A 23,014-nucleotide genomic window follows, 5' to 3' on the forward strand; every position below is an offset into this window, starting at 1 on the left:
TGCTCGTTAGTCGCCCGCTGCGGGGCTCACGCCCGCATCTTTGCGTTCGTCATTCATATTCCGAGCAAAGTCCTCGGCGTCGCGGCTGTAGTGCTCGAGTTGCTCGATCTCCTCGTCGGACCAACCGAGATCTCGGAGTTCGTCACAGGCTTCGTCGTGGCCTTCCTCACAGGCTTCGCGGGCGCGCTTCTCAAGTTGGCTCTGTGCCTTGTTGTAGGCGTCTGCGTGCCGCTTGGCTTGCGCGCCCTCTCGCTCCTCGTGGTCCATTCGCTGGCCGCGATCGTCGCGCCGAGCGCGCTCCGCGACGCCCCGGTGCTCGTCGACTGTGAGCTCCGGATCATAGTGCGCCGTCCAGTCGTCGACGCCCTCGCCCTGGAGGATCGCCTTGGCGCTCCGGGCGTGCATCACGTTGGTGCGAGTGAAGTCTAATCTCCTCTTTTCGGCGTCTGTGAGCTCTGCCTGTCCGTGTTGGTCCGCGAGATAGGCTCGAGAGTCGGCCGCCTCGCCGGTGACGCGCGTCCGGGTCGCTCGAGTAGCCTCCGGCGAGAGCTCGATCGTCTTAGTCCGCCGATCGTCCGACTCGGCGAGGTGTTCGTCTGGGATCTCGTCGCGGACAGCGTTAGCCGACTCGCGGTCGCCAAACTCGACGGACTCAACGTCTCGAGCGCTATACCCGCCGTCCTCGGCGACGTCCTCGACCGGCTCGGAACCGATCTCTCCGCGCGCCATCATTTGCCCGGCTTCGGCTGGATCCAGGTCCTCGAGGTCGGGCTCGCCGTCGTCGTTGGTAGCGTCGACCTCGCCGGCTTTGCCGAGATACTCCCAATGCTGTTCGTCGCCGTCGTAGGCAACTCGATAGCTGTACGGCCCGTATCCGTTGATCGTCTTAGTCTGTATGCTTGCCATATTGGTAATCAGTCCTCCTTGAGTCGCGGATCCGGCTCGCCGTCCCACTGTGACCGATGGGCGTGACAGTATCCGGACTCGTGCTTAACAGTCGCTCCGCAGTCTGTACCGTCGGTTTTCTCGCCCCGGCAGCTCCGGTAATCCTTGGCCGAGTTTCCGGCGTCATCGGCGTCCTCGTCATCCTGGTACTGCTCCCAGTCCTCGATGAGCTTCCCCTTCCGGATCTGCTTCGCGGGGTAGTCGAGATCGAGCTCGAACGTCGCGAAGTAGTTGGTATCAGCACCCCACGCGGACGACTCCGGTACGTCGCGCATCCCTCGGATTTTGATCCAGGGCTCGCCGCGCTGGTAGTCCGTCCAGCCCTCGTAGACGGTCGCACAGTCGATCAAGCCCTCGTCGACCTTGCCGTCCGCCTCGAGGACGACATCCGACTGATTGCGGACGATCGCGGCGATGTCCGTGTCGTGCTCGTGCCCGATCACGATTAGGCGAGTAGAGCCGCCCTCCCCCTTGCGGAGCGCGTTGATGAACCGGCTGAAGCTCGCTCGGACCTCCCCGCCGCCGTGAGCGTGAGCGTTGACCGTCGACGACCACTCGTCGCCGATTACCAATTTCTCCCCGTCCGTGTCGCGGACCCACTCGAGCATCCCGGAGAGTGTGTCGGCATACTCGACGTCGTCGTGCTCGTCGGGCCCCCGGATATTGGTAAGCACCGAGAGCTCGCCGCCAAACTCGGCGTGTAGGTGACGCGCGAGATCGAGCGCTTTGGTCGTCTTGCCGCTCCCCTTGGGGCCCTTGATTAGGAGCTGTTGAGCGGCCGGCTTGAGCGCTGAGACGAGCATATCGTAGCCCGTCGCTTCAACACGGGACTCCGACAGCCCGGTTGCGGCGTTCATCGTCGCGACATCGCCACTCCGGCGCGCGTCGCGGAGCGCGTCGGTCGCCGTCTGCCGCGCGAGCATATCGTACAGCGGACTCTCCTTGTCGAGATCGGCTCGCTCGCACGCGAGTAGGACGTCGCCGATTCCAGGGTCGTCCGACAGCACGCTCTCGAGGTTAGCCTCGACGTCGCCGTCGCGTAGCTGGTCGGCGAGCTCGGCCGCCTTGTAGCCCTCGCTCATACGGCCGATTCCTCCGTTGATCCGCCACCGTCGGCGTCGGCCGTCACATCGGCCCCGGAGGATCCGGTATTATCGGCGTCAGGGGTGGGGTTCGAGTCCGAAGGATCCGGTTCCTCGGCGTCGCTCTCGGGCTTATCCGGCTGATACGTCCCTTCGTAGCGCGTGCCCTCGACGGCGTCGACGAGCACCTGCTCGAGAGAGTCACCGCCGGCCGAGAGTGAGTCGCGGATCGAGGCGTCGATATCCCGCACAGCGTTGGCGTCAGCGACGACTCGGAACGTCGACATACTCGCGATCAGGTCGCGACCAATCTGCGCCAGATCCGTGAGCTTCTGCCGATTGGCCTCAATGCGATCAGCTTCAATGCTCACCTCGCGGTCGTCGTGGAGATACGGCGGATTACCTTCGGCCTCATTAGCCTCAGCGTCGAATCCGCGAACGAGGTGACATCGGCCGCCGGGCGTCGACAGCGTTGTCATTGCACCGTCGACATCGAGATCGTCGATTCGCTCCGGTGGCGCGCTGTAGGTGGCGATCGATCCGGACTTATCGCCGTCTGCAGCCCGGTAGACATCCTTCGAGTCGAGATCGAGGACAAACTCCCGGTCGGGGTTCCAGATCCGCTTAACGAGCAAATAGACGGGTCCAAGAGCGACTATAGATGCGCCGAGCGACCCAGCAACTAGGAGGCGCTGAGAGTCACTGAGACCATCCCAAATCTCGCCCGGTGTTGGGACGGTGCCAGCGGCCATTCCTACGAGCACGAGCACGAGAGCACCGACGAGAGCGATACGCAGCTTACTCTCGGCTGTGTTCTTGAGCGCTCGCAGCAGCCACTCGTAGATCCCTTCGACCGGATCCTCCTCGATCTTGACTCTGCGGTCGCTATACAACTCCTCGTAGGTATTGGAATGCCGCCGGCGGAGTTGGCCGATTACAATCCCGAGCGCGATTATCGAACCGATCACACCGGACAGCGCGCCGATCTGGATTAGTTGGTCAGTCGGCTGATCGACGACCGAGACGCCGATGTCCCCCTGGTGATAGTAACCATCGGAGCTCGTCGTCACAGTAATCTCCGGGGACCGGACCGGGATCTCGACTGTGACCTCTTCGCCGGGAATCACCCGGATGGTCTGATAGCTGAAGCTCCCGCTTTCCTCGAGTCCCGCATCAGCGACCGAGAGCGTCTCAGGGCTGCCGCCCTCCGGGATCCCCAGCGTCACGAAGGCTGTCCCGTTGTCGTAGGTAACGGAGCGCAATTCGGCGTCGCTGTCGTCGAACTGGTAAATGAGCGAGCGATCGGTATCAGTATCGTTAGTAACAGTGCTATTCTCCGGCGTGGTCGTTTGTGCGGCCGCTGGCGTCGTCACAACCCCCAGGGTAAGCGTCCCGATAAGGAGGATTACCAACGCTGCAGCCGCGTGCCGCTTGGTTTTGTCTGAAAGCATAGTTTTGGAGTGTTAGAAGGGGTTGATCGCGTCGACAAAGCCGGAAATCCCTCCGACGACCGCGTCGACGATCCCATCGACGAGACCCGTTCCAAGGTCGACCCAAAAGTCGAAGAGCCACTTCTCGAACCCGATGAACCAGTCGGCGACCGTACCGCCGATATCGCCGAATAGACCGCCGAGACCACCGAGTAGGTCGGGAACGAACCACACGCCAAGCACACCGATCACGATGAGCGCGAGTAGGCGTTTGAGAGGGCCTGATGCCGCCTTTGCGCCGAGAAGTGCTCCCAGCATCAGTTACCACCCCCAAAGCCGGAGAGGTCGACGTCGACTCCGCCACCCCCACCTCCGCCGAAGAGGATCCAGATCGCACCGAGTCCGCCGGCGATCAGGGCGAGCGTGCCGGCTCCGAGTATGTCCTCACCGGAACCACCGCCGCCTCCGAGGGTGTCGAGTTGCTCACGAATCTCTCGCCACGCCTCGAGCATCCGATCGACTCGAGTGTTGGTCTCGGTCGGGTTGGTGGGGTCCGAGACGTAGCTCGTCGACCGAGACTCGATCACGAGTCCCTCGAGAACCTCAACCTGCTCGACAGCTCCGATGGTGTCGCTTTTCGTCGAAAAGCTGTAAACCGCGTCTGCCCCGCTCGGTGTCGTACCTGGATCCGTGTTCAGATTACTGTAGTCGAAGGCGCGGGATCCGTTCTCACCGGTGACGTAGACGGCGGCGTCCGAGTCGGGGCCGAGTAGCTCGTGGTCTTCGAGGATATACACGAAGTCGTTAGACGCATCGGTCCTCTCAAATTCGTACTCAAGAGCGTAGCTATCGCCGCCGGTGTACTCGACAATCTCGAGGTCGTTCTCACCAGAGAGCATCTGGGTCTGCGTGCTCCCGTCAACCTTGCTCTCGAAGACGATATACGCCATCTCGTAGTCGCTCGAGGAGACGGTCGACCCAGACGTGAGCACAAGCTTGGAGCTGGTGTCGACGAACAGCCAGCCCGTCGTCTCGCCCTCTAAGTCCGGATGATTGACGGTGACGGGCGTCTCGAGATCTGACGGGAGCGCATATCCACGGGCGACGAGCGCGGCGACAGCCGACTGTTCGGAGAGCTCGCCGTCGCCGGCGTCGAACTCTTGGAGCATCCCCTGCGCCGAGATGATGTCGCTTGGCGATTTCTCGCCAATATCGAATTGTTGGTAAATCGCTGAGACTGTCGTTGCGAGATCCGCCGACAGATCGTTACGGAGTGTCCGTGTCGTGTCGACGAGCGTCGCATACAGACCCGCGTCGGCGAGCGTTTTCGTTCCGTAGTCCGGGTGTACGGCGTTGATCTTTCCGCTCGTCGCTGGGTCGAGAATATCGACGACCGAGCCGTCGACGACGTACCTGGTGACGTAGAGGTCGCTCGCTTCAACAGAGTCATCATCGTTGGCGACGGCCGTCAGATCCAGCCACGACGGCAGATCGACGTTAGGGCCATCAAGATAGTCCGCCCAGACGTACGTCTTGCCGTTGGCTTCGACGATCGGCTCAACCTCGGCGGTGTCGATCGCCGACTGACTCGAATCCTCGAGCGCGGTGAACGAGCCGTTAGCCGGCGTAACCACGCCCTCACCAGTAATCGACTTACCAACAGCCGACGAGACGGCCGTCCAAAAGCTATTCCAGCGGTCGATGTTATTCCAAGTGCTCGTTGCGGCGTACTGGTTGAGAGCCGCGCGAGCGTCTGTCTCAGCAGCTGTCTCGCTGTCGTCATCGATCCGCGAGCGTGCGATACTCGTCTCGACCGCTGACCACATCGCAGCGCCGTGCGACGTCTGTAGCGTGTCGACTGACTCGCCGATCCCGTACTCGTGCTTGATTTCCTCAACGAAGGTATCGCGGCCTTTCGAGACGGAGGTGGCGATTTCCCAGGTTGACTGTTGGACAGCTGTCTCATTGACTTCTTCGGGAGTCACGTCGTCATCGCTATCACCAAACACGAATCCGGTGACAGCGGCCGCGATCTCTCGAGCCGGGATGGCTGGCGTGGTGAAAGTGTAGGCCGCTGCTGGCCGGGTTTGCGTCCCGATACCGGCCGCACCAACGGCGAGGGTTCCTGCTGTCGTCCGCATTAGCCCGCGCCGTGTTAGCGCTGGTTGGTAACTATCCGTTCCGTCAGTAGTGTCTGAGTGTGTCATAAATTGGTGAGGTGGTGGTTACTCGCGCATTAGCAGCAGCGCGCCGCCGACAGCGGCCGCTGCGAGCACGTACATCATCGTCGTTGAGTCGCCAGACCCACTCCCGCCGCCACCGCCGCCAGTGTCGCTGAACGTACTCACGGAGTAGCTGGCGATCGCGCCATAGTCGGTGCCACCGTTCGGGCCCGTCGCGTCGGTGAGAACGACCGTCGCGTTCGTCGTCGAAGAGAGCCCGAGCTCACTCGAGTTTAGCTCCGCGTAGGACGCCGAGCTATTGTCGACCGCGACTGTCGTTGAGCCGAGCGCGGTCCCGTCGTCGTAGGTGGTGACGGTGATGTCGATCGGCTGGGAGTCAGCCGGGATCGAGTCGATGATACTGATGTTAGCGCTCACTCCCTCATCGGAGCCGACCTCAAGCGTCTGAGAGCCCATCTCTCCCTCGGTTTGCCGGAGCAGCCCGACGGAGCCGAGCGTTGAGTCGGCGAGAACGACGTCGACCTCGGTCGTCGCGTCGCTCGAGGTCGGGATCTGGTACTCGCTCATCGGGAGCCAGTACGTATCAGTACCGCTGGCGTTACGGACGGTGACCGTCGCGGTGTCCGCCGTAGTGCCCGCTGTTACGTCTTCGATGTTGAGCGTCGCCGTGTCGCCGCTGGCGACGTTAGCGCTATCCCACGAGACTTCGACGACGAGTCCGTTGGTGTCGCCGGTTGGGAAGACCGTCGAGTCGGCTGCTGCTGCCGGCCCAGCGATCGCCGTAAGTACGACGACAAGGGCTGCGAGCGCGGCTGTAAGCCGTTGCTTGTCGATCATCTGAGTCACCCCTTGTACGAGATGTAGACCGCCGCGCCGCTGATTGCGAGCCAGAGCACAAGCGGGATCGCGTCAGCCATCCCGACGAGTTCGTTAACGGCCGGAACGAACACGTACAGCGGGACAACCGCCATACTGCCGGCGATCACGTACCACTCTTCATCCTGATAGTCTCCGCGTGAAACCTGGCCCTGGATGACGAGCGCAGCGATGCTCGCAATCACGGCGATGAACGGGAGTGTGATCTCCGCGCCGCCGAAGGTTACGAGCGCCTGGCTGAAATCGAATCCACCGAAGACGTCCAGAGACAGGCTCCAGACGCCGAGTACCATACCGGCCGCGATTGGCAGCGCTACGAGCGCCGCCAGGTCGGGTGTATCGATCTGGTTGCGTGCCATATGCACGCAATAATAGATGTCTCAAGCCCTTAACGGGGCAAATTATCTAATCACATTTAATCGTCCGACGGCTTACGAATTCGTGCCTGGACGATTATCTCCTCACCCTGATCGTGGACTGAGACAGCCGCTGTGATCCCGTCGTCGTTGGTAATCGGCGTCTCAGTTGCCCCAGGGATTGAGACTAACGCCGAGTTAGATGCTGTCACGGTGACTTTGCGCCGGTCCATGGCGATGAGCCGGCCATTGTTTCCAAGTTGATCCATATTCTGGATCGACCGATGTAGGCATTTGAATAGCTGGTTGGTGATTTCAAAAGCATTGGTAACTTTGTTGCATTTCAATAGATTCGTTCCTTTATTTGACATTGGGTATCCTTATGCGAATGACAATATTGATATGCTAGAAGTACGAGTCAATATAAATATTCAATGAGTGCTCTTGTCCACGCCACTGTCTGGGAGAATTTAGGGAATGGACAATACACTGTGAAAGTTTCTAACGGGAGTATTTTTCAAATATCTGCAAGCACTGCATTAAATGAAGGCGATTCAGTGAAAATTGACTCTGAGAGTTTGCGTTTTGAGGGGATGGCTAACTCGGCTCCATCAACACGAAACGAATTTGGGACTGTAAAGAAGGATTTGGGAGACTCTGTACTCGTTGAGATTAGTGGTGTCACCCAAAGTGTTTGGAATCCAAATGACATCTCGGTGAAGAGAGGGGATGCTGTCGAGATTAGTGACACAGGAATAGTTTCGGATGTATTTCCGGATGTAGATCCTTCCCTTTCCATATTTGAGAGAGACAATGATTCCTTGATTAGGTCATTCAAAAAAGATAAACCCGAAGATAAAGACGACGAAGATATTCTCTCATTCAGTGATTTTGGTGGCATGACGATACAGCAAAATCAGTTCCGTGAACGAGTGGAGCTATTCTTAGAGGACGCCGAAGCGCTTCGAGAAATAGGTACAGAACCTCGGATGGGTGCTCTATTCTATGGTCCGCCTGGGACAGGGAAGACCCACTTCGCTCAGATTCTCTCTGATTCCCTCGAAGCGCAGTTCTATCGAATTCGGGGACCAGAAATTGTAAGCAAAGGTATTGGAGACACAGAGAAACTGATACGCGATATTTTCGACGATGCAGCAGATGAGAGCCCCTCTATTATCTTCTTTGACGAAATTGATAGTATTGCTGGGGATCGTGGAGACAGTGAAACGAGAGACTTCAGCCAGAGAATTGTTGCCCAATTGCTATCAATTATTGATGGGTTTGACAGAGCGCGTGAAAATGTGTTTGTCATCGCCGCAACGAACCAGATTGACGAAATAGATGAAGCTTTGCGCCGCTCAGGCCGGTTTGATTGGGAGGTTCATTTCCCGGAACCCGACTCTGAGCAAAGAAGACAGATCTTCGAATCCCTCCAGGAGGAATATAAAATCTCGGAGAGTGTGTCTGAAGATAATATAAATCAGGTTATATCTCGAACTGAAGGCTGGACTGGAGCAAAACTGCGTAAGTTGTTAAATGAGGCGGGAGTTCTCTGCGTGAATGAGGAATACGATGAGATACGACACTCCCATCTGCTAAAAGCACACGAGAGGGTTCAACAAGAGGAAACAACTGAAGGGGGTATATAAATATGGGTGTTTGGAGTAAAATCAAACGAGTCGGATTAGCGACGGTAAGACTTCCCCTGCGTGGGATTGATTGGATTAAAACTAAATTAGGTTATGTATCTGTACCTACACATCGAGAATTCGTTTACTTGGACGAGACCTCGGTGATCAGTCTGATCGCATCAACGACCGGAGGAATCACCGAACAAAAAAGTACAGTAAAACGTCGACAGATCTCAGGAAGCATCACAGGAAAATTGGGTGACAAATCTTCATCGCTGGGGGCGAATGTGGGCGCTACAAAAGAGAGACAGACTCAAGCAACTCATCGCTATGTGATTCAATCAAATTTCAAGGAACTATACGATATGCGTGCAGATGACATGGTGATAGCCGATGAATATGAGGAAAGCAGACCAATACCGAAGAAAATTTGGAATTATATAATTCCGGGCGAAAGCAATAAAAACGCCCTACATGAAACTGAATTTAATCGCGGTAACTTAGCAGAAATAAATGTAGACCTTGGATCACATAAGGTCTACAATTTTTACACGGCAGTTGGGTCAATTGCGGAGATGTACGACGTTTTTCCCGAGGGCTCACAATTTGTTGATGAATTAGAGAATGAAGACTTTTCAATTGAAATTCTAAATGCGTTTTCCGAGCTAGTGGAACATCTGCTGGCAGGATTGGTTCCTATTGTGGGTGAAGTAAAGAACTATGGTGTCGTAGTTGAAGATAACACGGCGAAAATCGTCTCTAAAGAATACGCGTTAGAGCATAATATTGAATATGATCGACTAAATATAGTAGGTTTCGTTAATTCTGAAAAGTTCTGGCAAGAAGAAACACGATTTTTATTTGAAGATGACGAGTACAGCGTCTACTGTCGATTAGAACATGACGAAGTTATGGATGAATGGATGCCGATTAAGCTGGCATCCGTAATCAGTTCTATTGACTCGGACCTTGGCAACTCAGTTCACGATCTTCCGGAAGCGTTTGAGATTCCGGATTCAGATCAAAGCGATAAGCAACAGAGTCAGATCCAACTACGGCCTCGGTTAGAGAAGTTTATCGAAGATTTGCAGGATAAAGCCGACCTCGATATTGAGCAGAGCTCCGTCGACAACGTAGTAGAAACAACTCTACAAGACACTGGGAAAACAACGACTCGACTCGAAGGTATCGAAGAGGCGCTGGATCAACTCCAGGAGGAGATTGATGATCGTGGGTACACTTTTGAAATGAGCCGTTCAGAACGTGGTGATCTTATCGACGAGATTCTGGCTTCCGACTTTGATGATCTCAATTCATCAGAAGAAGATGACGAGTGGTATTTGGAAGTGAGCTTCACCGCGATTTATTGGTAATCATATCCAGTAATATCGGATACCCGAACCAGAGGGGTTCGCACACGTGAACCTATTGGTAAATCTCTATCGTCGCTTGATGATTCATTTCTGCGCTGTCCTCGTCGGTAACCAGTCGAAGCATATCCCACGCAGCCTTATCCGTACGCCAGAGCCGCTTACCGCCGCCTACTGGCCGGATCACGCCCCGGCGTTTAGCCTGCTCGAGGAGGGGCTTACCAACGGCTACCTCCGACCACCGCCACCGACAGCTCGGATCCGGGAGCTTCGACAGCTCCCGCTGGTGGGCCCGGAACCAGTGGGGGTCGCTCCGGTTGTCGTAGCGGGCGGGATTGCTGGACATCGTTACGTCGGCCTCCAGCCGTCCCCGTCAGGGTCATGGATATCGCCCTGCTCGGCAAGCTTCTCGAGCGTCGCCTGAACCTTGTCTGGTGCGTAGTCGTCCGAGAGCGCTGCGGCGAGTGCGCCGTCGCTGACCGGAGCCATCTCGCTCACCGCCGTCCGGACGTCGTCGATCCGCTCCGCTTGCGTCGGCTCGTCGCCGTCGTCGGCCGCATCATCGAGCCCCGTCTGACCGCCCTCAGTCGGCTCCTCAACGACTTTGATCTCGGACTCGGGGATAAGCTCAATCTGCTTGGTGCCGTCGTACTCGCCGGCCTGAGCCCGCACAATCTGGATTGTCTTGCCGACGTACTGCTCGAGATCGTGGTCGCCGTCCCAGTCAATCACGTCGACGACGTCGAAGCCCGCGACAAGCTGGATCTTAGTGCCGTCGCCGATCCCGGAGACGCCCGACTCAGAGACCGTCCCTTGGACGGGCTTCGGGATAGTTGCTGTTGCGGTCTCCTCGAGTATATCCGTGATCGGCGTCTGACTCGGCTCGGCGGCGTTAGTGTCGGCCTCTTCGCCGTCGTTGGTCTCGGAGTCGTCGATGTCGATGAACGCAGCCGCTTGGAATCCTTGGAGTAGGTCGTCGGCCGACCGAATGTCGAGATATACGGCTTTTGATCCGTTCTCGAGCCCGTTGGTTTTGCGGTTGACATCCAGTACGTAGCCCTCGTTTTCTCCCATCTTGTCACGGAAATTATCGAGGTAATCCCGCTTGCTGAGGACCGTCTCATCGAGATTGAAATCTTGGATGTACCTCCGGACGGACGGGTAAGCGCTTGGCATATGGAGCGCTAAGCACTCTGTACCCCATTTTCGGCTGTTCACGACTCTGTAGTGCTCACCCTCGCTTAGGTAGTCGTCCTGGGCGGCCGCAGTTACCAGTTCGACGTAGTCGTCGACGTGCTCCCGGCGGTGACCGTCCGGGCCGATCCGTTCGACGACGTGCTCGAGCCCGGCGATGAGATCTTCGGCAGTAGGCAGTTCGTCGGAATCGACCCCCATATCAGCCGCAAATGACTGATACAGCTTCATCCCGACACAGACTGTTCTCAGCCCGTTCCGCTCCGATTCGCCGATATCTGCTGTGATTGCTTCGTCGATGAAATCGTCAGCTTTGGCCCAGGCCTCTCGGATTTTGCTGGGAGTTATTTGCCCAGTGAGCCATTGGTAATAGGCGATCGCGTACTGGGACAATTCGTGGTCCCGCAGCCGATTGTAGGCGTCGCGATACTCGTCCGCTGTTGAGCCGGTGGTGAAGTTCACCAGGACCGAGCGCCGGCGGACGGCTGACTCTTGGACCTCTTGCTCACCAGAGAGGATTATGGGTGCCCCGATTCGGTATTTCACCGACTCGAGGTTGGCTGTTCCTTTTGTGACGGTTTTGCCTTTCGTCGCGTGCCGAAGTTGCTCGTGCAACCGGTCGACCTTGTGGTCCGCGATCTGCGACGGTTTGTACTCGTCTAGCCACACCGGGACCGCGTTACTCGACGACAGTTTCTTCTGGGTCGTGAAGTTCGTGTCTGTTGCTCCGAACGGTTCTCCGCGCAGGCCGAACAATTCGTAGAGCGCTTCTAGCGTCGATGTTTTGCCAGTTCCAGTCGTGCCGCTAATCGATAGGATAGGATACTCGCCCGCGATCTCCATCACTAAGGGTCGGATGGCCGCGGCATGCATCCACCCCAGCACCGGGACGAGTTCGTCGATACAGCGGATATCTGACAAGGTCTCACAGATATCAGGCATCTCATTTGGGTTGTAGCCGTCTCCGGGTTCGATGTCGACGGCCGTCCAGAGCCCTGAGTCACCCGTCGGTGCCCACGCGGCTCGATCAGGATCCTCGAGCCAGCCCTTTGGCCCGAGAGTACCCCCTGGGAGTACGTACTCCGTGTTGTGATATCCGACGTGTTCAACGCCTCTATAGTCCGAATAGTCCTGCTGATTAATCGTCGACCGAATATCTGCTAAAACCTCACCGTTTGACCGGTTTGCCGCACCTGGAGTGAATCTCGTCCAGAGCCGCTCAGATAAGATTTCCTCCCGAAATTCACGAGGCTCGTTGAAAGCTGAGACTGGGATTTCGGTCTCGAAGGAGTCTGCATCGACGGATTCGGCGGGATGGATTTGAAGCCGGATTAGCGGCTGTCCGTCGTCGGGTTGGACTAAGGCCTTGGTCTCGGCGACCCAGTTGGTGATCTCGTTCCATTCTGAGTACTCTTCCCCGTTTCGTTGATACGTTGACCGGTAGCCATAACGCCCGGCTTCGACGGCCAACTGGCCGGCTGCGGAGAGGTAACCCTCGTCGCTATCGAAAATCGAGCTGGAGCGTGCCTCCCGTGACCGATTCCGGCTCTTTTGGCGGGCTTTGCGCTTATTGGTAAGCTCTTCGTCGTCCGTTGGGTCCGTTGATTCTGACATTTGTAGTCTGTATTCTCTTTGTTCCCTTTACCACAGAGTCAGAAGGGAATAGGAAAACCGCAGCACGGCGGATGGGGTTACCCCACTTATTCCCTCCATTCCCTTCATTCTGTGAGTAGGGATTAGATAGACAGCCAACTCCCCATAGAGAGCTTCCGTCAGACTCGGGGGAATGGAGGGAATGGCGTGGTCCATCCTTGTGCCGTCTTGCGATTATCTTATTCCCTTCCGGATTTTGTGGGAGGGGAATGGGGTTACTCGGAGGGCTGTGCTACTTCGGTTGCATCGAGATCGCCGTGAGTTTGGCACCGATAGCCGCCCGACCGGGCGTAGTCGACCGGCCGACCACAGTAGCAGCAGCGGAGCGCGTCCGGCCGGACGTCAGCGATCGCGCCAGTCAGGGGCTCATCATCCTTCTCGTGTTCGTGCTCGAGGTCGTCGATCGTCGGGCGGCCGTCAAGCTGCCGCACGACGTTCGGAGCGCTCAGACCGCTGTAGCTCGAGGTACTCATCGGTCATCACCTCGAGGAGCGGCCGAGAGCGGCTTGCGGCCGTCGCGGATGCACGGCCAGCAGGGTACTGGCGCGTCGATCTCGTGGCAGCGACACTCGAGATCGAGGACATCGTCGTCCTCGAGGATGGGCTCCAGGTCGTCATCCCCGCCGCCGGTGTGGGTTTCGGCGGGGACGTCCATCTCGTCGTATATCGATTTCCAGCCGGCCGACGGGCTCGAGCGGCTCATCTCGGACCGCCCCCATTGGTTTTGAGATTCGCAGGACAGCGCGGGGCCGCCGGTTGTCGCGACTTGGTATCAGATTTTACCGGCCTCTTTTCGGAAACGTATTCTCTGGTTTTCGTGGTCACTGACGTCTCTACGAACTGTTCGGGGTTGGTCGTAGAACGAGCGGGAAGTGAGTGGGCGCTGCAGGATTTGAACCCGCGACTCGCCCTTTTCCGGGGCGTGCGGCGCTCTCGCGCCGTTCCGCGCAAAACGGCGGCCAAAAGGGGATTCGAGCCAAGAGGCAGTCCACGATTCCTGACACGAAGCGCGAACGAGGCAAGAATGTCAGGAACCAACCCCAACGGGCAATTAGAGCCCCTCGACCCCAGTGAAGCACTCGAACTATACATCGCCGACCGGCAGACAGATGGAGCCTCAGAAGCCACCCTGCGCTCCCATAGAAGCCGACTGGGCCACTTCCTCGACTGGTGCGAGGCAGAGGACATCGACAACCTCAATGACCTCACAGGCCGCGACCTGCAACGCTACAAGGTCTGGCGGAGCGACTTTGGCATCAACCGAGTTACCTTGAAGACCCAGCTGGACACCCTGCGAGTATTCATCCGATGGTGCGAGTCCGTCGACGCAGTTACCAACGACCTCAGCGAGAGCATCGTCAGCCCGAATCTTACCAACGGCGAGAACAGCCGAGACGAGATGCTCGACACAGAGACTGCTGAAGCCGCCCTCGACTGGCACCGGCGATACCAGTACGCCAGCGAACAGCACGTAGTGCTGCGGCTGGCGTGGCGCACATGGATGCGTCGAGGAGCCATCCGCGCCCTCGACCTCGACGACTACCACCCCGACGAGGAATACGTCGAGGTAGTCCACCGACCAGAGAGCGACACGCCCATCAAGAACAAGGAGGCGGGCGAGAGACACGTCGCTCTCGACACAGGGACCTGCACCATCCTCAACGACTACCTCAACCAGCACCGGCACGACGTAACCGATGACCACGGGCGTAACCCGCTCATCACCACGCCGCAAGGCCGCCCTCACGTCCAGACCATCCAAACATGGGTGTACGCCGCTACTCGACCGTGTCAGTGGGGAGATTGCCCTGACGACCGCGACCCGGACGAGTGCGGGCCAGCCGTCGACCGGAGCCAATCATCGAGCTGCCCCGCATCGGTCAGCCCGCACCCCGTGCGGCGGGGAGGGATTACCCACGCTCTCCGCGAAGAAGTGCCGATACAGGTGGTCAGCGACCGAGCGAACGCCAGTGCCGAGGTCTTGGAAGAACACTACTCGCAACTAACCAACAAGGAGAAGATGGAGCAACGCCGGGACTACCTTGACAACCTATAACCCCGTCGAGGCCATCCCGTCTGTCGATTCCGTCGTGACAGACGATAGATACTTAGGATGTCGGCCCACAACCACACCCGAACGCCAGTAGGTCTCCTCGGTGGTGTGGCACACACTAAGAGAGGCCGTAGGCCTCTCGGTGGCCGCAGAAGGGCGGCGAGTGCCGTACCCGGAGAGCCCCCACCCCACTCCCCTACCACTACCACTACTACAACTACAACTACAACTACTACTACCACAAAGACGGTACGGAGGTCCCTACTCGGAACTCAAAGTAATAATAATACTTTAAAGTATTAATCATACTCTTGCCCGCTGTCTTGCGATTAGCTTGACGCCCCTACCAAGTGTATGATTATTATTCAATCGTAATACTTCATACTCTGGGCCCTCAAGACCCTCTTCGGTGGCCCGAACCTGCGCTACTTGTTAACCCGAAATTCGAGAGTATGATTAATACTCTGGATTATTACGTAATACTCTGGAGGAGAGAGGTGGGTTAGTAGTAGCCGTACTTCCGCCACTTGTACTTCTCGTACTCCCACCGGGCATACTGGTGGTTACGGCTCGTGGGATGTCGAGGGTCCACCCGTCTTCGGTGTTCGGTGCTTCGGTGTCAGGGCTATCAGTAGCCATACAGGTACACACTCGCACGATACGCTTTAGCTCTGTTCCTGACCGTATTCCTATATAGGAAAACCACGGGACGGAAGCCGAGATTAATACTTTCCTATCAGCATAATACTAATAGGAGAGGGGGCCGACTGAGGGTGTATGGCATCGAAAGAGCGAATCAGCGCAAGCATCGACCCCGAAGTGGAAGAGTGGCTTGACGGCCTTGATAATAAGAGCGCGGTGGTTAACGAAGCACTCCGCGAGCGGATGACGGCCGGGCAGAAGACGGCCGAGGAACGCATCCAAGAACAAGTCGAAGAGGAGCGAGCGGAAATCGACTCCCTCTACCGTGAAATCGAGGAACGGGAGGAGCGCATCGACCGGCTCGAAGAGAAGCTCGAATCGATGCAGGATGAGCGCGAAGAGCGCGCAGAAGACCTTGTCGAGTGGGTAGATGGAATCCTCCATCTCAGCAACGAACAGCGGGCGCGGCGTGCGAAGAGCGACAACCCGGCAGGCGTATACGGAGAGGATGCTGCGGCAATGGTGTCCGAAATCGTGCCCGACCGAGACACGCTCGCCGAGCGTGACGGCATCCGTGAGCAACTCGAAGAAGCTGGCGTGGTCGATAACAAGGGCGGCTGGGGTAGCGCGGTCGACTGGAAGCTCGGTGGTGTGAACTACGCAGACATTCTCACACTCCGCGATGGCGAGCGGGAGGAGGTCCGCGAGTGGTTCGAGGAGTACACCGCCGCCGACAGCGACGACGAGTAATCAGGTGAGACCACAATGACGCAAACACAACTCCAAGAGTTTGAGACCTCCGCCGGTGAGGATACCGAAGATGATGGTGGAGGATTCGACGACCCTGTAGAGGCACTCCCTGCCACTGTGGGTACGTTCGAGTTGGAGGAGTTCGACTTCGGGCCCGGCCATCCCCGTCACTCGTACTACTCGGACGAGTTCAATGCCGAAATGACGTTTCACGGGTATTGCGTCCACTTTGAGTGTGGCGGCGGGAACAGGAACCATCAGCCCTACAGGCTCTCCAAAGAGGGGTCACTCGTCCCAGACCGAGAGACGCCGGCTGCTGGGGTCGACGCTCAGTACTGGTACAGTGGGGAAAGTTACATCGACTTCACCGAAGAGGATGCCCGCGAGTCGTACAAAGCGGGTGTGAGTTTCTTGAAGGCGTTCGGAGACAACCCAGACCCCGAAGCCCACCTGTGGGTCAAGTAATCCGGTTGTTCTTCCGCCGATTTAATCCCAATCTAGCCGCTGCCTTATTTTCTACATCTAATACATGAGTTAATCCATCCATCTACAAACACACTAATAGGGGTATAACCCCATCATATCTGACATGGAGTCAACAGCCCTCCAGACTGACCAAGCAGACAAGCACGTACTCATCGACCGCGGCGAGTGGGATTGGACACTCTCCGTCGAGGACGGCGAATTGACCGCCAGTAAGGCCATCCCGCACGATGGCGTCCTCCGGTACACGACCCGCGACGAGCACTACTCGCGCCGCCAGAACAGCGAGGGCGGGCTGCCCACGAGTGAGGTCGTCGACCTCCTCGTCGAGGATGGTATCCCGCGAGCCCGCCTTGAGACTGCCCTGGAATTCGCCCGTGCGGCGGGTGAGCTATAATGGATACCGCGCTACAACTCGTCCAGCGAGACCTCTTTGAGGACCTCGCGGCGGTCGAGCGGCGTGGTGACGAGGATGAGGCCGCCCGCATCCGGGAGCGACTCGATGAGTTTCGAGCTAACCCGCAGGCGTTCGCCGGTGGTCAGCGGTGACTCGCGGGTGCGGCTCGTGTGGGTCCCGCCGCTCGTACATTGACGAGGACAAGCTCGTCGTCCAATGTGCGGGTTGCGGAGACGCCGTGCGCGAGCTACCGGATGGCTGGCAGCCGCTCGGCTGCGAGACGTTCGACGACCCGTACACAGAGGCGGTGAATGACATCCGCGAGAAGCTTCGAGACGGCGAGTTCGTGACCGCTTACGACTTCTGGTGGTATCGGACGGGTCGTCACAACTACCACGCTGACGAGCCGAAGTTCGCCTGACCGGGGCAGACAGCCGCTACACTTTCTATCAGTTCGACGACATACTAATAACCTTGGAGCATTTACTGTAGAGTGTCGCCCCTTCGGGGCGGCCCTGCCGGAGACGGCACTCGAATCGGTTGCGTAATGCTAGTCAGTTCTGGGCTTTCGCCGATGGCACCGGCGGGGGATGCCTCCACCGCCCGTGTTGTCGCTTATCATGTCATTTCAGAAATAGAATTACGCTTAAACGGGAACGACCCGCACAAATCTGTATGGGTAACCAACCTGATACCCGCGACATCGACGCCCAGCTGACCGGACACTTCCTCGTCGCAGCCGAGTTCGTGCGAGACCCCGACCGCGGCCCGGTTGAGACGCAAGCGGTGGTCGAGGCGGCCACGGACCACGTGCGCAACCTCTCCCGCGAGCGGGCCGCCATTATCGCCGACGCTGAGTAAGCCCGCTACCATTCTGTCTTACCAACGCCCTCCACCCCGCTCCTCCACCTGAGCCACCCTCCACCCTGGGCGGGGATACACCTTTAGAAATTGACAACAACATGATACTATGGCGAAAGTCCTGACGCCAAGCCCCGAGCAGTACGCTGACGCCCTTGATTGGGTTGAGAATTGCCCTCACGAGTACGACCCGGACGGCGGGATGCGCTCTCCTGAAGAGTGGGAGTTAGACGTGTTCCTCGCCCGACTTTCTGAACACTTCGCGGTCGAGTGGCTCGAATCCGAAGGGTTCGATGTCCGCCATGTCCCTGACTCCGAGACCGATGCCTACGACCTCATCGTCGATGGCTATCGGGTCGAGGTCAAATTCCGCAAGCTGTGGGATTACCGCGGCCCCGACCTCCTCATCCGCCGCCGGCGCGAAGAGTGTGAGGCGGACGCTTACCTGATGGTCGAGATGGACCGCATCGGCGGCCCGGCGAGCTACAATGGCTGGGTCACCAAGTGCATCGACGCTGACGAAGCGGACGCTCTCGCCGAGCCGTACGAGGAAGGGTCTCACGATAAGGAGAAGGTGTCGCGCGACTACCTTCTCCCGGCTGGTTGCCTGCGCGCCGTGCTTGGCGAACGGCAAACAACCACCGAGGCGAGCGAGACGGCGGTGTAGAGCGCGACTTGTCTTCGCTGCGGGTGATACTACTCGCAGGCCGACTTCTTGCTCAGCGACTGGCTGAATCGGGCCATAATGTCAGACAGCAGATATATAGTCTTGCAATCATATCCTATTACTCAGACGTATGCTTAGCAGAATCAATCGCAGCCAGGTACTGGCCGTCCTGATGGCCGTAGCTCTCATGGGCTCGGCCTTCACGGCGTTCGCCGGAACAGCTGCGGCAAGTGACGGTAATGGTACAGTCGAAATCGTCAACAAGGGCGACTCAGGGCAAGACTTCAATGTCTACGATGACACGGGGACACAGGTTACCTCCGTGAATATCGCGGCTGGTGGCTCGGCGACGGTCGAGGTTGCCGCTGGCACGGGTTACTACGTGGAGGCGGCCAGCGACCTCACTGAGTCGCCGACGTTCGAGGTTGTCGAACACTACACGACGACGGTTGAGCACCACGGAGGCTCTACCTGGGTGGTTAACGAACCGAAATTCGGTACGCTCGAAGTGCTCGTTGAGGACGCTGACACGCTTGACGGCATCGAGGGCGCAACGGTTGACGCCGTCGACCCTGAGACGGGCGAGGTCATTCAGACGACCACGTCCGACTCGACTGGCCTCGCTAACTTCTCGGAGATTGAAACGGGCACCTACGACGTGGAGGTGACCGCTGACGGCTACCAGGATGGTGGTGCCTCGTCGCTGACGGTTAACCAGGGCGAGACGACTACCACGACGGTCTCGCTGAATGAGGCTAACAGCGTGCCGACGGCGGACGCTACGGCGTCCCCGACGACCGCGGAAGTCGGCGAGTCCATCTCGTTCGACGGTAGTAACTCGTCCGACCCGGACGGTGACACGCTGTCGTACTCGTGGGACTTCGACGGTGACGGCGTCGAAGACGCAACCGGTGCGACGCCGACCCACTCGTACAGCGCAACTGGCAGCTACACTGCCGAACTGACGGTCACGGACCCTGACGGTGCGACCGCCACGGACACTGTCTCCATCACCGTCGAGGAAGCGACCTACCCAGTCTCGTTCAACCTTAGCGACGCTGATGGTAACGGCATCGAGGCTGCAGACATCATCGTCACGGACGACGCTGACGGCACGCAGGTTGCCTCGCTGACCACTGACTCGACTGGTGCAGCGTCGACCAACCTCGCTGACGGTAACTACTCGTACGAGGTTGACGCCCACGGCTACACCGACCCCACCGGGTCGGTCAGCGTCTCCGGTGCCTCGGAGAGTGTCTCCGAGACGCTGAGCGCGGTCGACCTCTACGACATCGAGGTTAACGCAGAGGATGACGGCACCGCGGTCGCCGATGCCACCGTAGACGTTGCGGGACAGACTGCAACCACGGACGCCGATGGCTACGCCATCGTTGAGGGTGTTGAAGAGGGTAGCTACTCCCTCACCGTCTCGCACGCCGACTACACGGACGATGTGACGGCTGACCTCACTGTCGACAACCACCTCGACGTTACCGCGGACTTCGCCGACCTCTCGGCCACGTCCGAGGTTGTCGAGACGTTCGACGTGACCTTCGACATCTCGGACGGTGACGCCGATGTCGAGGGCGCACTCGTCGAGTTCGCGGGCGAGTCGGCTGAAACCGACGTGGACGGCCTCGTGACGTTCGAGGGCGTCAAGGAAGGCACGTACACGGCCACCGTGTCGCACTCCAGCTATGCTGACGACCTGACGAACGACGTTACGGTCGACAGCCAGCTCAATGTCTCCGCTGACTTCGGCGCGGCGGACGGCGAGGTCTGGACCGTCGAGACGGTTAACGACGGCTCCGGTGGTGTTGGTGGTGGTGTCGGTATCGTCGTTATTCTCGCCATCCTCGGTGCGCTCGCTGTGCTCGGCTTCGGCGCATCCGGTGGACGGGACGACTACGGCTTCAACTAATCGCAGTATTGCGGTTCGCGGTCTTCTTTTAGGGCGTTAATGTCAGACGGTAGATATTTAGTCTGCCAGACACGTTATTACTCACAGGTATGCTTAGCAAGGCTAAAGACATGACTCACGCCCACCTTGAAGACGTGGGTGCGCTGGTAGCCGGTGGCGTCATCGGCTTCCCGCTAACAATCGGAGCAGCAAATATCAGTTACTTCGGCCACGACTTCAGCTCCATCAGCTACGAGGCTGCCGGGGCGACGTTCGGTCTGGGCCTCATCTTCTGCGTAATCGCAGGGATTGTCAGCCTCACGACGAACGATGTCCGGGGTGACGTGAGCCAGCTGGAGAAGGGCGCGGCGGCGACCGCTGTTGGTCTCCCGCTTGGCTACTCGTTTGTACCTCTTGTCCGTGAGATGGTTCATTACGGTGGCCAGACGACCGAGCTTGGCTTCTCCCTCCTCATCGTCGTGGCGTTCGCCATCCTCGCGGCGATGCCTAACGAGGCGGTGAAGCAGAATATCTTCGGGTAGAACCGTTCAAACGGTGAAATTTTATGACTGCACTACCGCTGATAGCCGTCCCCGGGGGTCCAGAGGTGCTGGTAATAGCACTGCTGGTCGTCCTCTTGTTCGGAGCGAACCGAATCCCGAAGCTCGCCCGGTCGACGGGTGAGGCTATCGGGGAGTTCCGCAAGGGCCGGCATGAGAGTGAGGCGGACCTTACCAACGATGGTGACCTACAATGAGTACACAGAACCCACCTGACACGACCGAGGAACAGACCCCCGCTCCCGAAGCGGGTGAAGTAGACAACGAGGGCCGACTGTATCGCACGGTCGGCCCGGCGATGAGCCGACGCAACATCCTCCGTGCTGGGGCGGCCGCGGCTGGTACTGCTGCCCTCCCGCTGGGCGCGAAACAGCTAGGCTACGAGCCGGTTGGAACTGCGCAGGCAGTCGCCCCTGTTGCGGCGTACTGGGGTGGCATTGTCGTAGCGACGGCGGCTGGAGCAGTCTATCACTGGTACACCGCTGACGACCTCCCTGACAGAGAGGACGCAACCCTCTCGCAGACGCACCGGGATGTTCACGCCATCGCCCGCGGCCTCGATAGTTCCAGCGACAAGGAGCAGGACTTCGAGAATCTCGTTGCACAGAACGCACACCATGCTATCTGGAGTGAGGCTCTGTACGACTTCGCCATCGACTACAACGAGGCTCTCGACAAATCTCTCGCCACGCTGAAGGATGAGTTCCGGCAGCGAATCCGTGACGAGTACGCTGAGCGAGAGAAGCAAATCCTGCAGAACTGGAACACGGATATGCGGCAGCTCGCGGAGATGCTGGCCCGCATCCAGGACTATGGATACGAGGCCGACCTCGACCAGATGCTCCGTGTGTACGTCGTCACGGACGACGGCCCGTACAGCTACTCACGGGAACATTACAACTACGCCACGTTCGCGGATACCCGGTGGTCCACGCCGTCGAGCGACCACGGCCTCACTGCGATGGTCGACCCCTACAGCGAGGAGAACGGCGGTACCATCTCGCAGGAAGACCTCGTCGAGCGCGACTACGAGCTCATCAACTGGGAGGTCGAGACCGCCGTCGACTTCTGGCACAGCGACTTCAGCTGGTTCCAGTTCGACCAAATCAACGAGGGCGGGTGGCTGAACCTCGAAAACGGCGAGGCCGTCCAGTTCGACGGGGCGGATGTCGACCGCATCGAGCACGTCGTCGCCCAGCCCCCGGACGACGCAGACGGCGAGTACTACTTCCTCCACCCGGAGCGCCGGATGAGTGCGCTCGACACCATCCGTACTGAGGCCAAGAACCTCGCCTCGGAGGTTGACGCCTACGTTGACGGGATTGCAGCTACTTACCCGCGAGGAGAGTTGCCCGTGATGGACGTGGTCCCGCCGTCCCAGCTCCACGAAGAGTTTGGGTACGAGGAGGGTGACGCTGGTCTCTCCGCCCTCTACCTGTCGCAGCTCGGCCTCAACACCGACCTGCGCGGGACTGTTACCGTCACCAACTACGGGGACACCTACGACCCGTCGACCGACGAGGGAGATGGCACGGAGCTGACTGGCTACCTCGCCACGGCCGCTGACGAGACGTTCGAGACCGGGGAAGTGTATGACGGGGCGGACTACAACGAGGACATCCTCCTCGTCACGGATGCCGGTGTGAACAAGCTCACTCGGTACTTCCGTGTCGAGGAAATCCGCAGCTATGAGGGTGGGGAGGTCGTCAAGAAGTCCTCGTTCACGCCCGAGTCGTACAACTTCCAGAGTAGGGACCCTGACCTCTACGAGGAAGACATCAAGTCGAACCGTGACGCTCGACAGGACGCCATCGAGAACGAGGAAATCACCAAGGCAGGCATCGGGGGCGGTATCGGTGGCTCGGCTGGCACGGCACTTCTTATCCTCGGTGGTCTCGCAGCAGCCATCCTTGGCCTGTCCGGTGAAGATGGCAAAGGTGGAGTGAACGTCAACCTGCGAGACCGGTAGTCGTCACACTCT

23 protein-coding genes and 1 pseudogene are annotated in these 23,014 nt (G+C 58.6%); 14 read left to right on the forward strand and 10 right to left on the reverse strand.

Features of this window, described 5'->3' with window-relative positions; genetic code table 11:
* Positions 1-6: 6 nt before the first annotated feature.
* From TX80_RS14745 to TX80_RS14775, 7 genes are all read right to left on the reverse strand, one after another.
* Entirely contained in the window at positions 7-954 is a 948-nt protein-coding gene (locus tag TX80_RS14745) for a hypothetical protein (RefSeq protein WP_230198744.1), read from the reverse strand.
* The gene (locus TX80_RS14750) at positions 915-2,027 is read right to left on the reverse strand and encodes a hypothetical protein (RefSeq protein ID WP_049923898.1); all 1,113 of its coding nucleotides are present in this window, start codon (positions 2,025-2,027) and stop codon (positions 915-917) included. The genes TX80_RS14745 and TX80_RS14750 overlap by 40 nt, the downstream gene beginning before the upstream one ends.
* Positions 2,024-3,478 (reverse strand): hypothetical protein, encoded by a 1,455-nt coding sequence (locus TX80_RS14755; RefSeq protein WP_049923900.1) that lies wholly within the window; start codon positions 3,476-3,478, stop codon positions 2,024-2,026. Before TX80_RS14755 ends, TX80_RS14750 begins: the two co-directional genes overlap by 4 nt.
* A gap of 12 nt (positions 3,479-3,490) precedes the next feature.
* On the reverse strand, positions 3,491-3,775 hold the full coding sequence (locus TX80_RS14760) for a hypothetical protein (protein ID WP_049923902.1): 285 nt from the start codon (positions 3,773-3,775) through the stop codon (positions 3,491-3,493).
* Positions 3,775-5,598: a hypothetical protein gene (locus TX80_RS14765; protein WP_049923903.1), complete on the reverse strand. Its 1,824-nt coding sequence runs from the start codon at positions 5,596-5,598 to the stop codon at positions 3,775-3,777. Before TX80_RS14765 ends, TX80_RS14760 begins: the two co-directional genes overlap by 1 nt.
* Positions 5,599-5,682: 84 nt before the next feature.
* Complete coding sequence (locus TX80_RS14770) at positions 5,683-6,477, reverse strand: hypothetical protein (protein ID WP_049923904.1); 795 nt, start codon at positions 6,475-6,477, stop codon at positions 5,683-5,685.
* Positions 6,478-6,482: 5 nt separating this feature from the next.
* Positions 6,483-6,875: a hypothetical protein gene (locus TX80_RS14775; protein WP_049923905.1), complete on the reverse strand. Its 393-nt coding sequence runs from the start codon at positions 6,873-6,875 to the stop codon at positions 6,483-6,485.
* Between the two features lie 431 nt (positions 6,876-7,306).
* Between TX80_RS14775 and TX80_RS18745 the strand changes: the two genes are divergently transcribed.
* Both TX80_RS18745 and TX80_RS19100 read left to right on the forward strand, forming a co-directional pair.
* Positions 7,307-8,521: an ATP-binding protein gene (locus TX80_RS18745; protein WP_081661623.1), complete on the forward strand. Its 1,215-nt coding sequence runs from the start codon at positions 7,307-7,309 to the stop codon at positions 8,519-8,521.
* Positions 8,522-8,523: 2 nt separating this feature from the next.
* On the forward strand, positions 8,524-9,876 hold the full coding sequence (locus tag TX80_RS19100) for a DUF6414 family protein (RefSeq protein WP_154658668.1): 1,353 nt from the start codon (positions 8,524-8,526) through the stop codon (positions 9,874-9,876).
* A 345-nt stretch (positions 9,877-10,221) separates the two neighbouring features.
* Here TX80_RS19100 and TX80_RS14800 read toward each other — a convergent pair whose 3' ends face one another.
* The 3 genes from TX80_RS14800 to TX80_RS14810 form a co-directional block, all read right to left on the reverse strand.
* On the reverse strand, positions 10,222-12,681 hold the full coding sequence (locus tag TX80_RS14800) for a hypothetical protein (protein WP_049923911.1): 2,460 nt from the start codon (positions 12,679-12,681) through the stop codon (positions 10,222-10,224).
* Between the two features lie 254 nt (positions 12,682-12,935).
* Complete coding sequence (locus tag TX80_RS14805; protein WP_049923913.1) at positions 12,936-13,193, reverse strand: hypothetical protein; 258 nt, start codon at positions 13,191-13,193, stop codon at positions 12,936-12,938.
* Positions 13,190-13,423, reverse strand: a complete 234-nt coding sequence (locus TX80_RS14810) for a hypothetical protein (RefSeq protein ID WP_049923915.1) — start codon at positions 13,421-13,423, stop codon at positions 13,190-13,192. Before TX80_RS14810 ends, TX80_RS14805 begins: the two co-directional genes overlap by 4 nt.
* Positions 13,424-13,744: 321 nt before the next feature.
* On the opposite strand from TX80_RS14810, the gene TX80_RS14815 reads away from it, so the two are divergent.
* From TX80_RS14815 to TX80_RS14865, 12 genes and pseudogenes are all read left to right on the forward strand, one after another.
* Positions 13,745-14,776 (forward strand): tyrosine-type recombinase/integrase, encoded by a 1,032-nt coding sequence (locus tag TX80_RS14815; RefSeq protein WP_049923916.1) that lies wholly within the window; start codon positions 13,745-13,747, stop codon positions 14,774-14,776.
* 774 nt (positions 14,777-15,550) lie between these two features.
* Positions 15,551-16,165 carry a hypothetical protein gene (locus TX80_RS14820; RefSeq protein WP_154658669.1) on the forward strand — a complete coding sequence of 205 codons (615 nt, stop codon included), beginning with the start codon at positions 15,551-15,553 and terminating at the stop codon, positions 16,163-16,165.
* A 15-nt stretch (positions 16,166-16,180) separates the two neighbouring features.
* Positions 16,181-16,630, forward strand: a complete 450-nt coding sequence (locus TX80_RS14825) for a hypothetical protein (protein WP_049923919.1) — start codon at positions 16,181-16,183, stop codon at positions 16,628-16,630.
* Between the two features lie 124 nt (positions 16,631-16,754).
* Positions 16,755-17,045, forward strand: a complete 291-nt coding sequence (locus TX80_RS14830) for a hypothetical protein (RefSeq protein ID WP_049923920.1) — start codon at positions 16,755-16,757, stop codon at positions 17,043-17,045.
* A complete protein-coding gene (locus TX80_RS19105) occupies positions 17,045-17,197 on the forward strand; it encodes a hypothetical protein (RefSeq protein WP_154658670.1) in 153 nt (50 codons plus the stop codon). The genes TX80_RS14830 and TX80_RS19105 overlap by 1 nt, the downstream gene beginning before the upstream one ends.
* An 86-nt stretch (positions 17,198-17,283) precedes the next feature.
* Positions 17,284-17,466, forward strand: coding sequence for a hypothetical protein (locus tag TX80_RS14835; protein ID WP_154658671.1), 183 nt, complete (start codon positions 17,284-17,286; stop codon positions 17,464-17,466).
* Positions 17,467-17,720: 254 nt separating this feature from the next.
* Complete coding sequence (locus tag TX80_RS14840; protein WP_049923922.1) at positions 17,721-17,906, forward strand: hypothetical protein; 186 nt, start codon at positions 17,721-17,723, stop codon at positions 17,904-17,906.
* Between the two features lie 109 nt (positions 17,907-18,015).
* Complete coding sequence (locus tag TX80_RS14845) at positions 18,016-18,573, forward strand: hypothetical protein (RefSeq protein ID WP_049923923.1); 558 nt, start codon at positions 18,016-18,018, stop codon at positions 18,571-18,573.
* Between the two features lie 130 nt (positions 18,574-18,703).
* Positions 18,704-20,494, forward strand: coding sequence for a carboxypeptidase regulatory-like domain-containing protein (locus TX80_RS14850; protein WP_081661625.1), 1,791 nt, complete (start codon positions 18,704-18,706; stop codon positions 20,492-20,494).
* 89 nt (positions 20,495-20,583) lie between these two features.
* On the forward strand, positions 20,584-21,015 hold the full coding sequence (locus TX80_RS14855; protein ID WP_049923926.1) for a hypothetical protein: 432 nt from the start codon (positions 20,584-20,586) through the stop codon (positions 21,013-21,015).
* Positions 21,016-21,038: 23 nt separating this feature from the next.
* Positions 21,039-21,206: pseudogene (tatA, locus tag TX80_RS14860) on the forward strand (twin-arginine translocase TatA/TatE family subunit); the annotation flags it as partial.
* Between the two features lie 20 nt (positions 21,207-21,226).
* On the forward strand, positions 21,227-23,002 hold the full coding sequence (locus TX80_RS14865) for a hypothetical protein (protein WP_049923928.1): 1,776 nt from the start codon (positions 21,227-21,229) through the stop codon (positions 23,000-23,002).
* Positions 23,003-23,014 lie beyond the last annotated feature (12 nt).

The organism is Halopiger djelfimassiliensis, from assembly GCF_000455365.1.
Classification (GTDB): Archaea; Halobacteriota; Halobacteria; order Halobacteriales; family Natrialbaceae; genus Halopiger_B; species Halopiger_B djelfimassiliensis.

Coding starts and splice junctions, on each gene's coding strand:
- TX80_RS14750 (WP_049923898.1), bottom strand. CDS start 2,027: ATGAGCGAGGGCTACAAGGCGGCCGAGCTCGCCGACCAGCTACGCGAC.
- TX80_RS14755 (WP_049923900.1), bottom strand. CDS start 3,478: ATGCTTTCAGACAAAACCAAGCGGCACGCGGCTGCAGCGTTGGTAATC.
- TX80_RS14760 (WP_049923902.1), bottom strand. CDS start 3,775: ATGCTGGGAGCACTTCTCGGCGCAAAGGCGGCATCAGGCCCTCTCAAA.
- TX80_RS14765 (WP_049923903.1), bottom strand. CDS start 5,598: ATGCGGACGACAGCAGGAACCCTCGCCGTTGGTGCGGCCGGTATCGGG.
- TX80_RS14770 (WP_049923904.1), bottom strand. CDS start 6,477: ATGATCGACAAGCAACGGCTTACAGCCGCGCTCGCAGCCCTTGTCGTC.
- TX80_RS14775 (WP_049923905.1), bottom strand. CDS start 6,875: ATGGCACGCAACCAGATCGATACACCCGACCTGGCGGCGCTCGTAGCG.
- TX80_RS18745 (WP_081661623.1), top strand. CDS start 7,307: ATGAGTGCTCTTGTCCACGCCACTGTCTGGGAGAATTTAGGGAATGGA.
- TX80_RS19100 (WP_154658668.1), top strand. CDS start 8,524: ATGGGTGTTTGGAGTAAAATCAAACGAGTCGGATTAGCGACGGTAAGA.
- TX80_RS14800 (WP_049923911.1), bottom strand. CDS start 12,681: ATGTCAGAATCAACGGACCCAACGGACGACGAAGAGCTTACCAATAAG.
- TX80_RS14805 (WP_049923913.1), bottom strand. CDS start 13,193: ATGAGTACCTCGAGCTACAGCGGTCTGAGCGCTCCGAACGTCGTGCGG.
- TX80_RS14810 (WP_049923915.1), bottom strand. CDS start 13,423: ATGAGCCGCTCGAGCCCGTCGGCCGGCTGGAAATCGATATACGACGAG.
- TX80_RS14815 (WP_049923916.1), top strand. CDS start 13,745: ATGTCAGGAACCAACCCCAACGGGCAATTAGAGCCCCTCGACCCCAGT.
- TX80_RS14820 (WP_154658669.1), top strand. CDS start 15,551: ATGGCATCGAAAGAGCGAATCAGCGCAAGCATCGACCCCGAAGTGGAA.
- TX80_RS14825 (WP_049923919.1), top strand. CDS start 16,181: ATGACGCAAACACAACTCCAAGAGTTTGAGACCTCCGCCGGTGAGGAT.
- TX80_RS14830 (WP_049923920.1), top strand. CDS start 16,755: ATGGAGTCAACAGCCCTCCAGACTGACCAAGCAGACAAGCACGTACTC.
- TX80_RS19105 (WP_154658670.1), top strand. CDS start 17,045: ATGGATACCGCGCTACAACTCGTCCAGCGAGACCTCTTTGAGGACCTC.
- TX80_RS14840 (WP_049923922.1), top strand. CDS start 17,721: ATGGGTAACCAACCTGATACCCGCGACATCGACGCCCAGCTGACCGGA.
- TX80_RS14845 (WP_049923923.1), top strand. CDS start 18,016: ATGGCGAAAGTCCTGACGCCAAGCCCCGAGCAGTACGCTGACGCCCTT.
- TX80_RS14850 (WP_081661625.1), top strand. CDS start 18,704: ATGCTTAGCAGAATCAATCGCAGCCAGGTACTGGCCGTCCTGATGGCC.
- TX80_RS14855 (WP_049923926.1), top strand. CDS start 20,584: ATGCTTAGCAAGGCTAAAGACATGACTCACGCCCACCTTGAAGACGTG.
- TX80_RS14865 (WP_049923928.1), top strand. CDS start 21,227: ATGAGTACACAGAACCCACCTGACACGACCGAGGAACAGACCCCCGCT.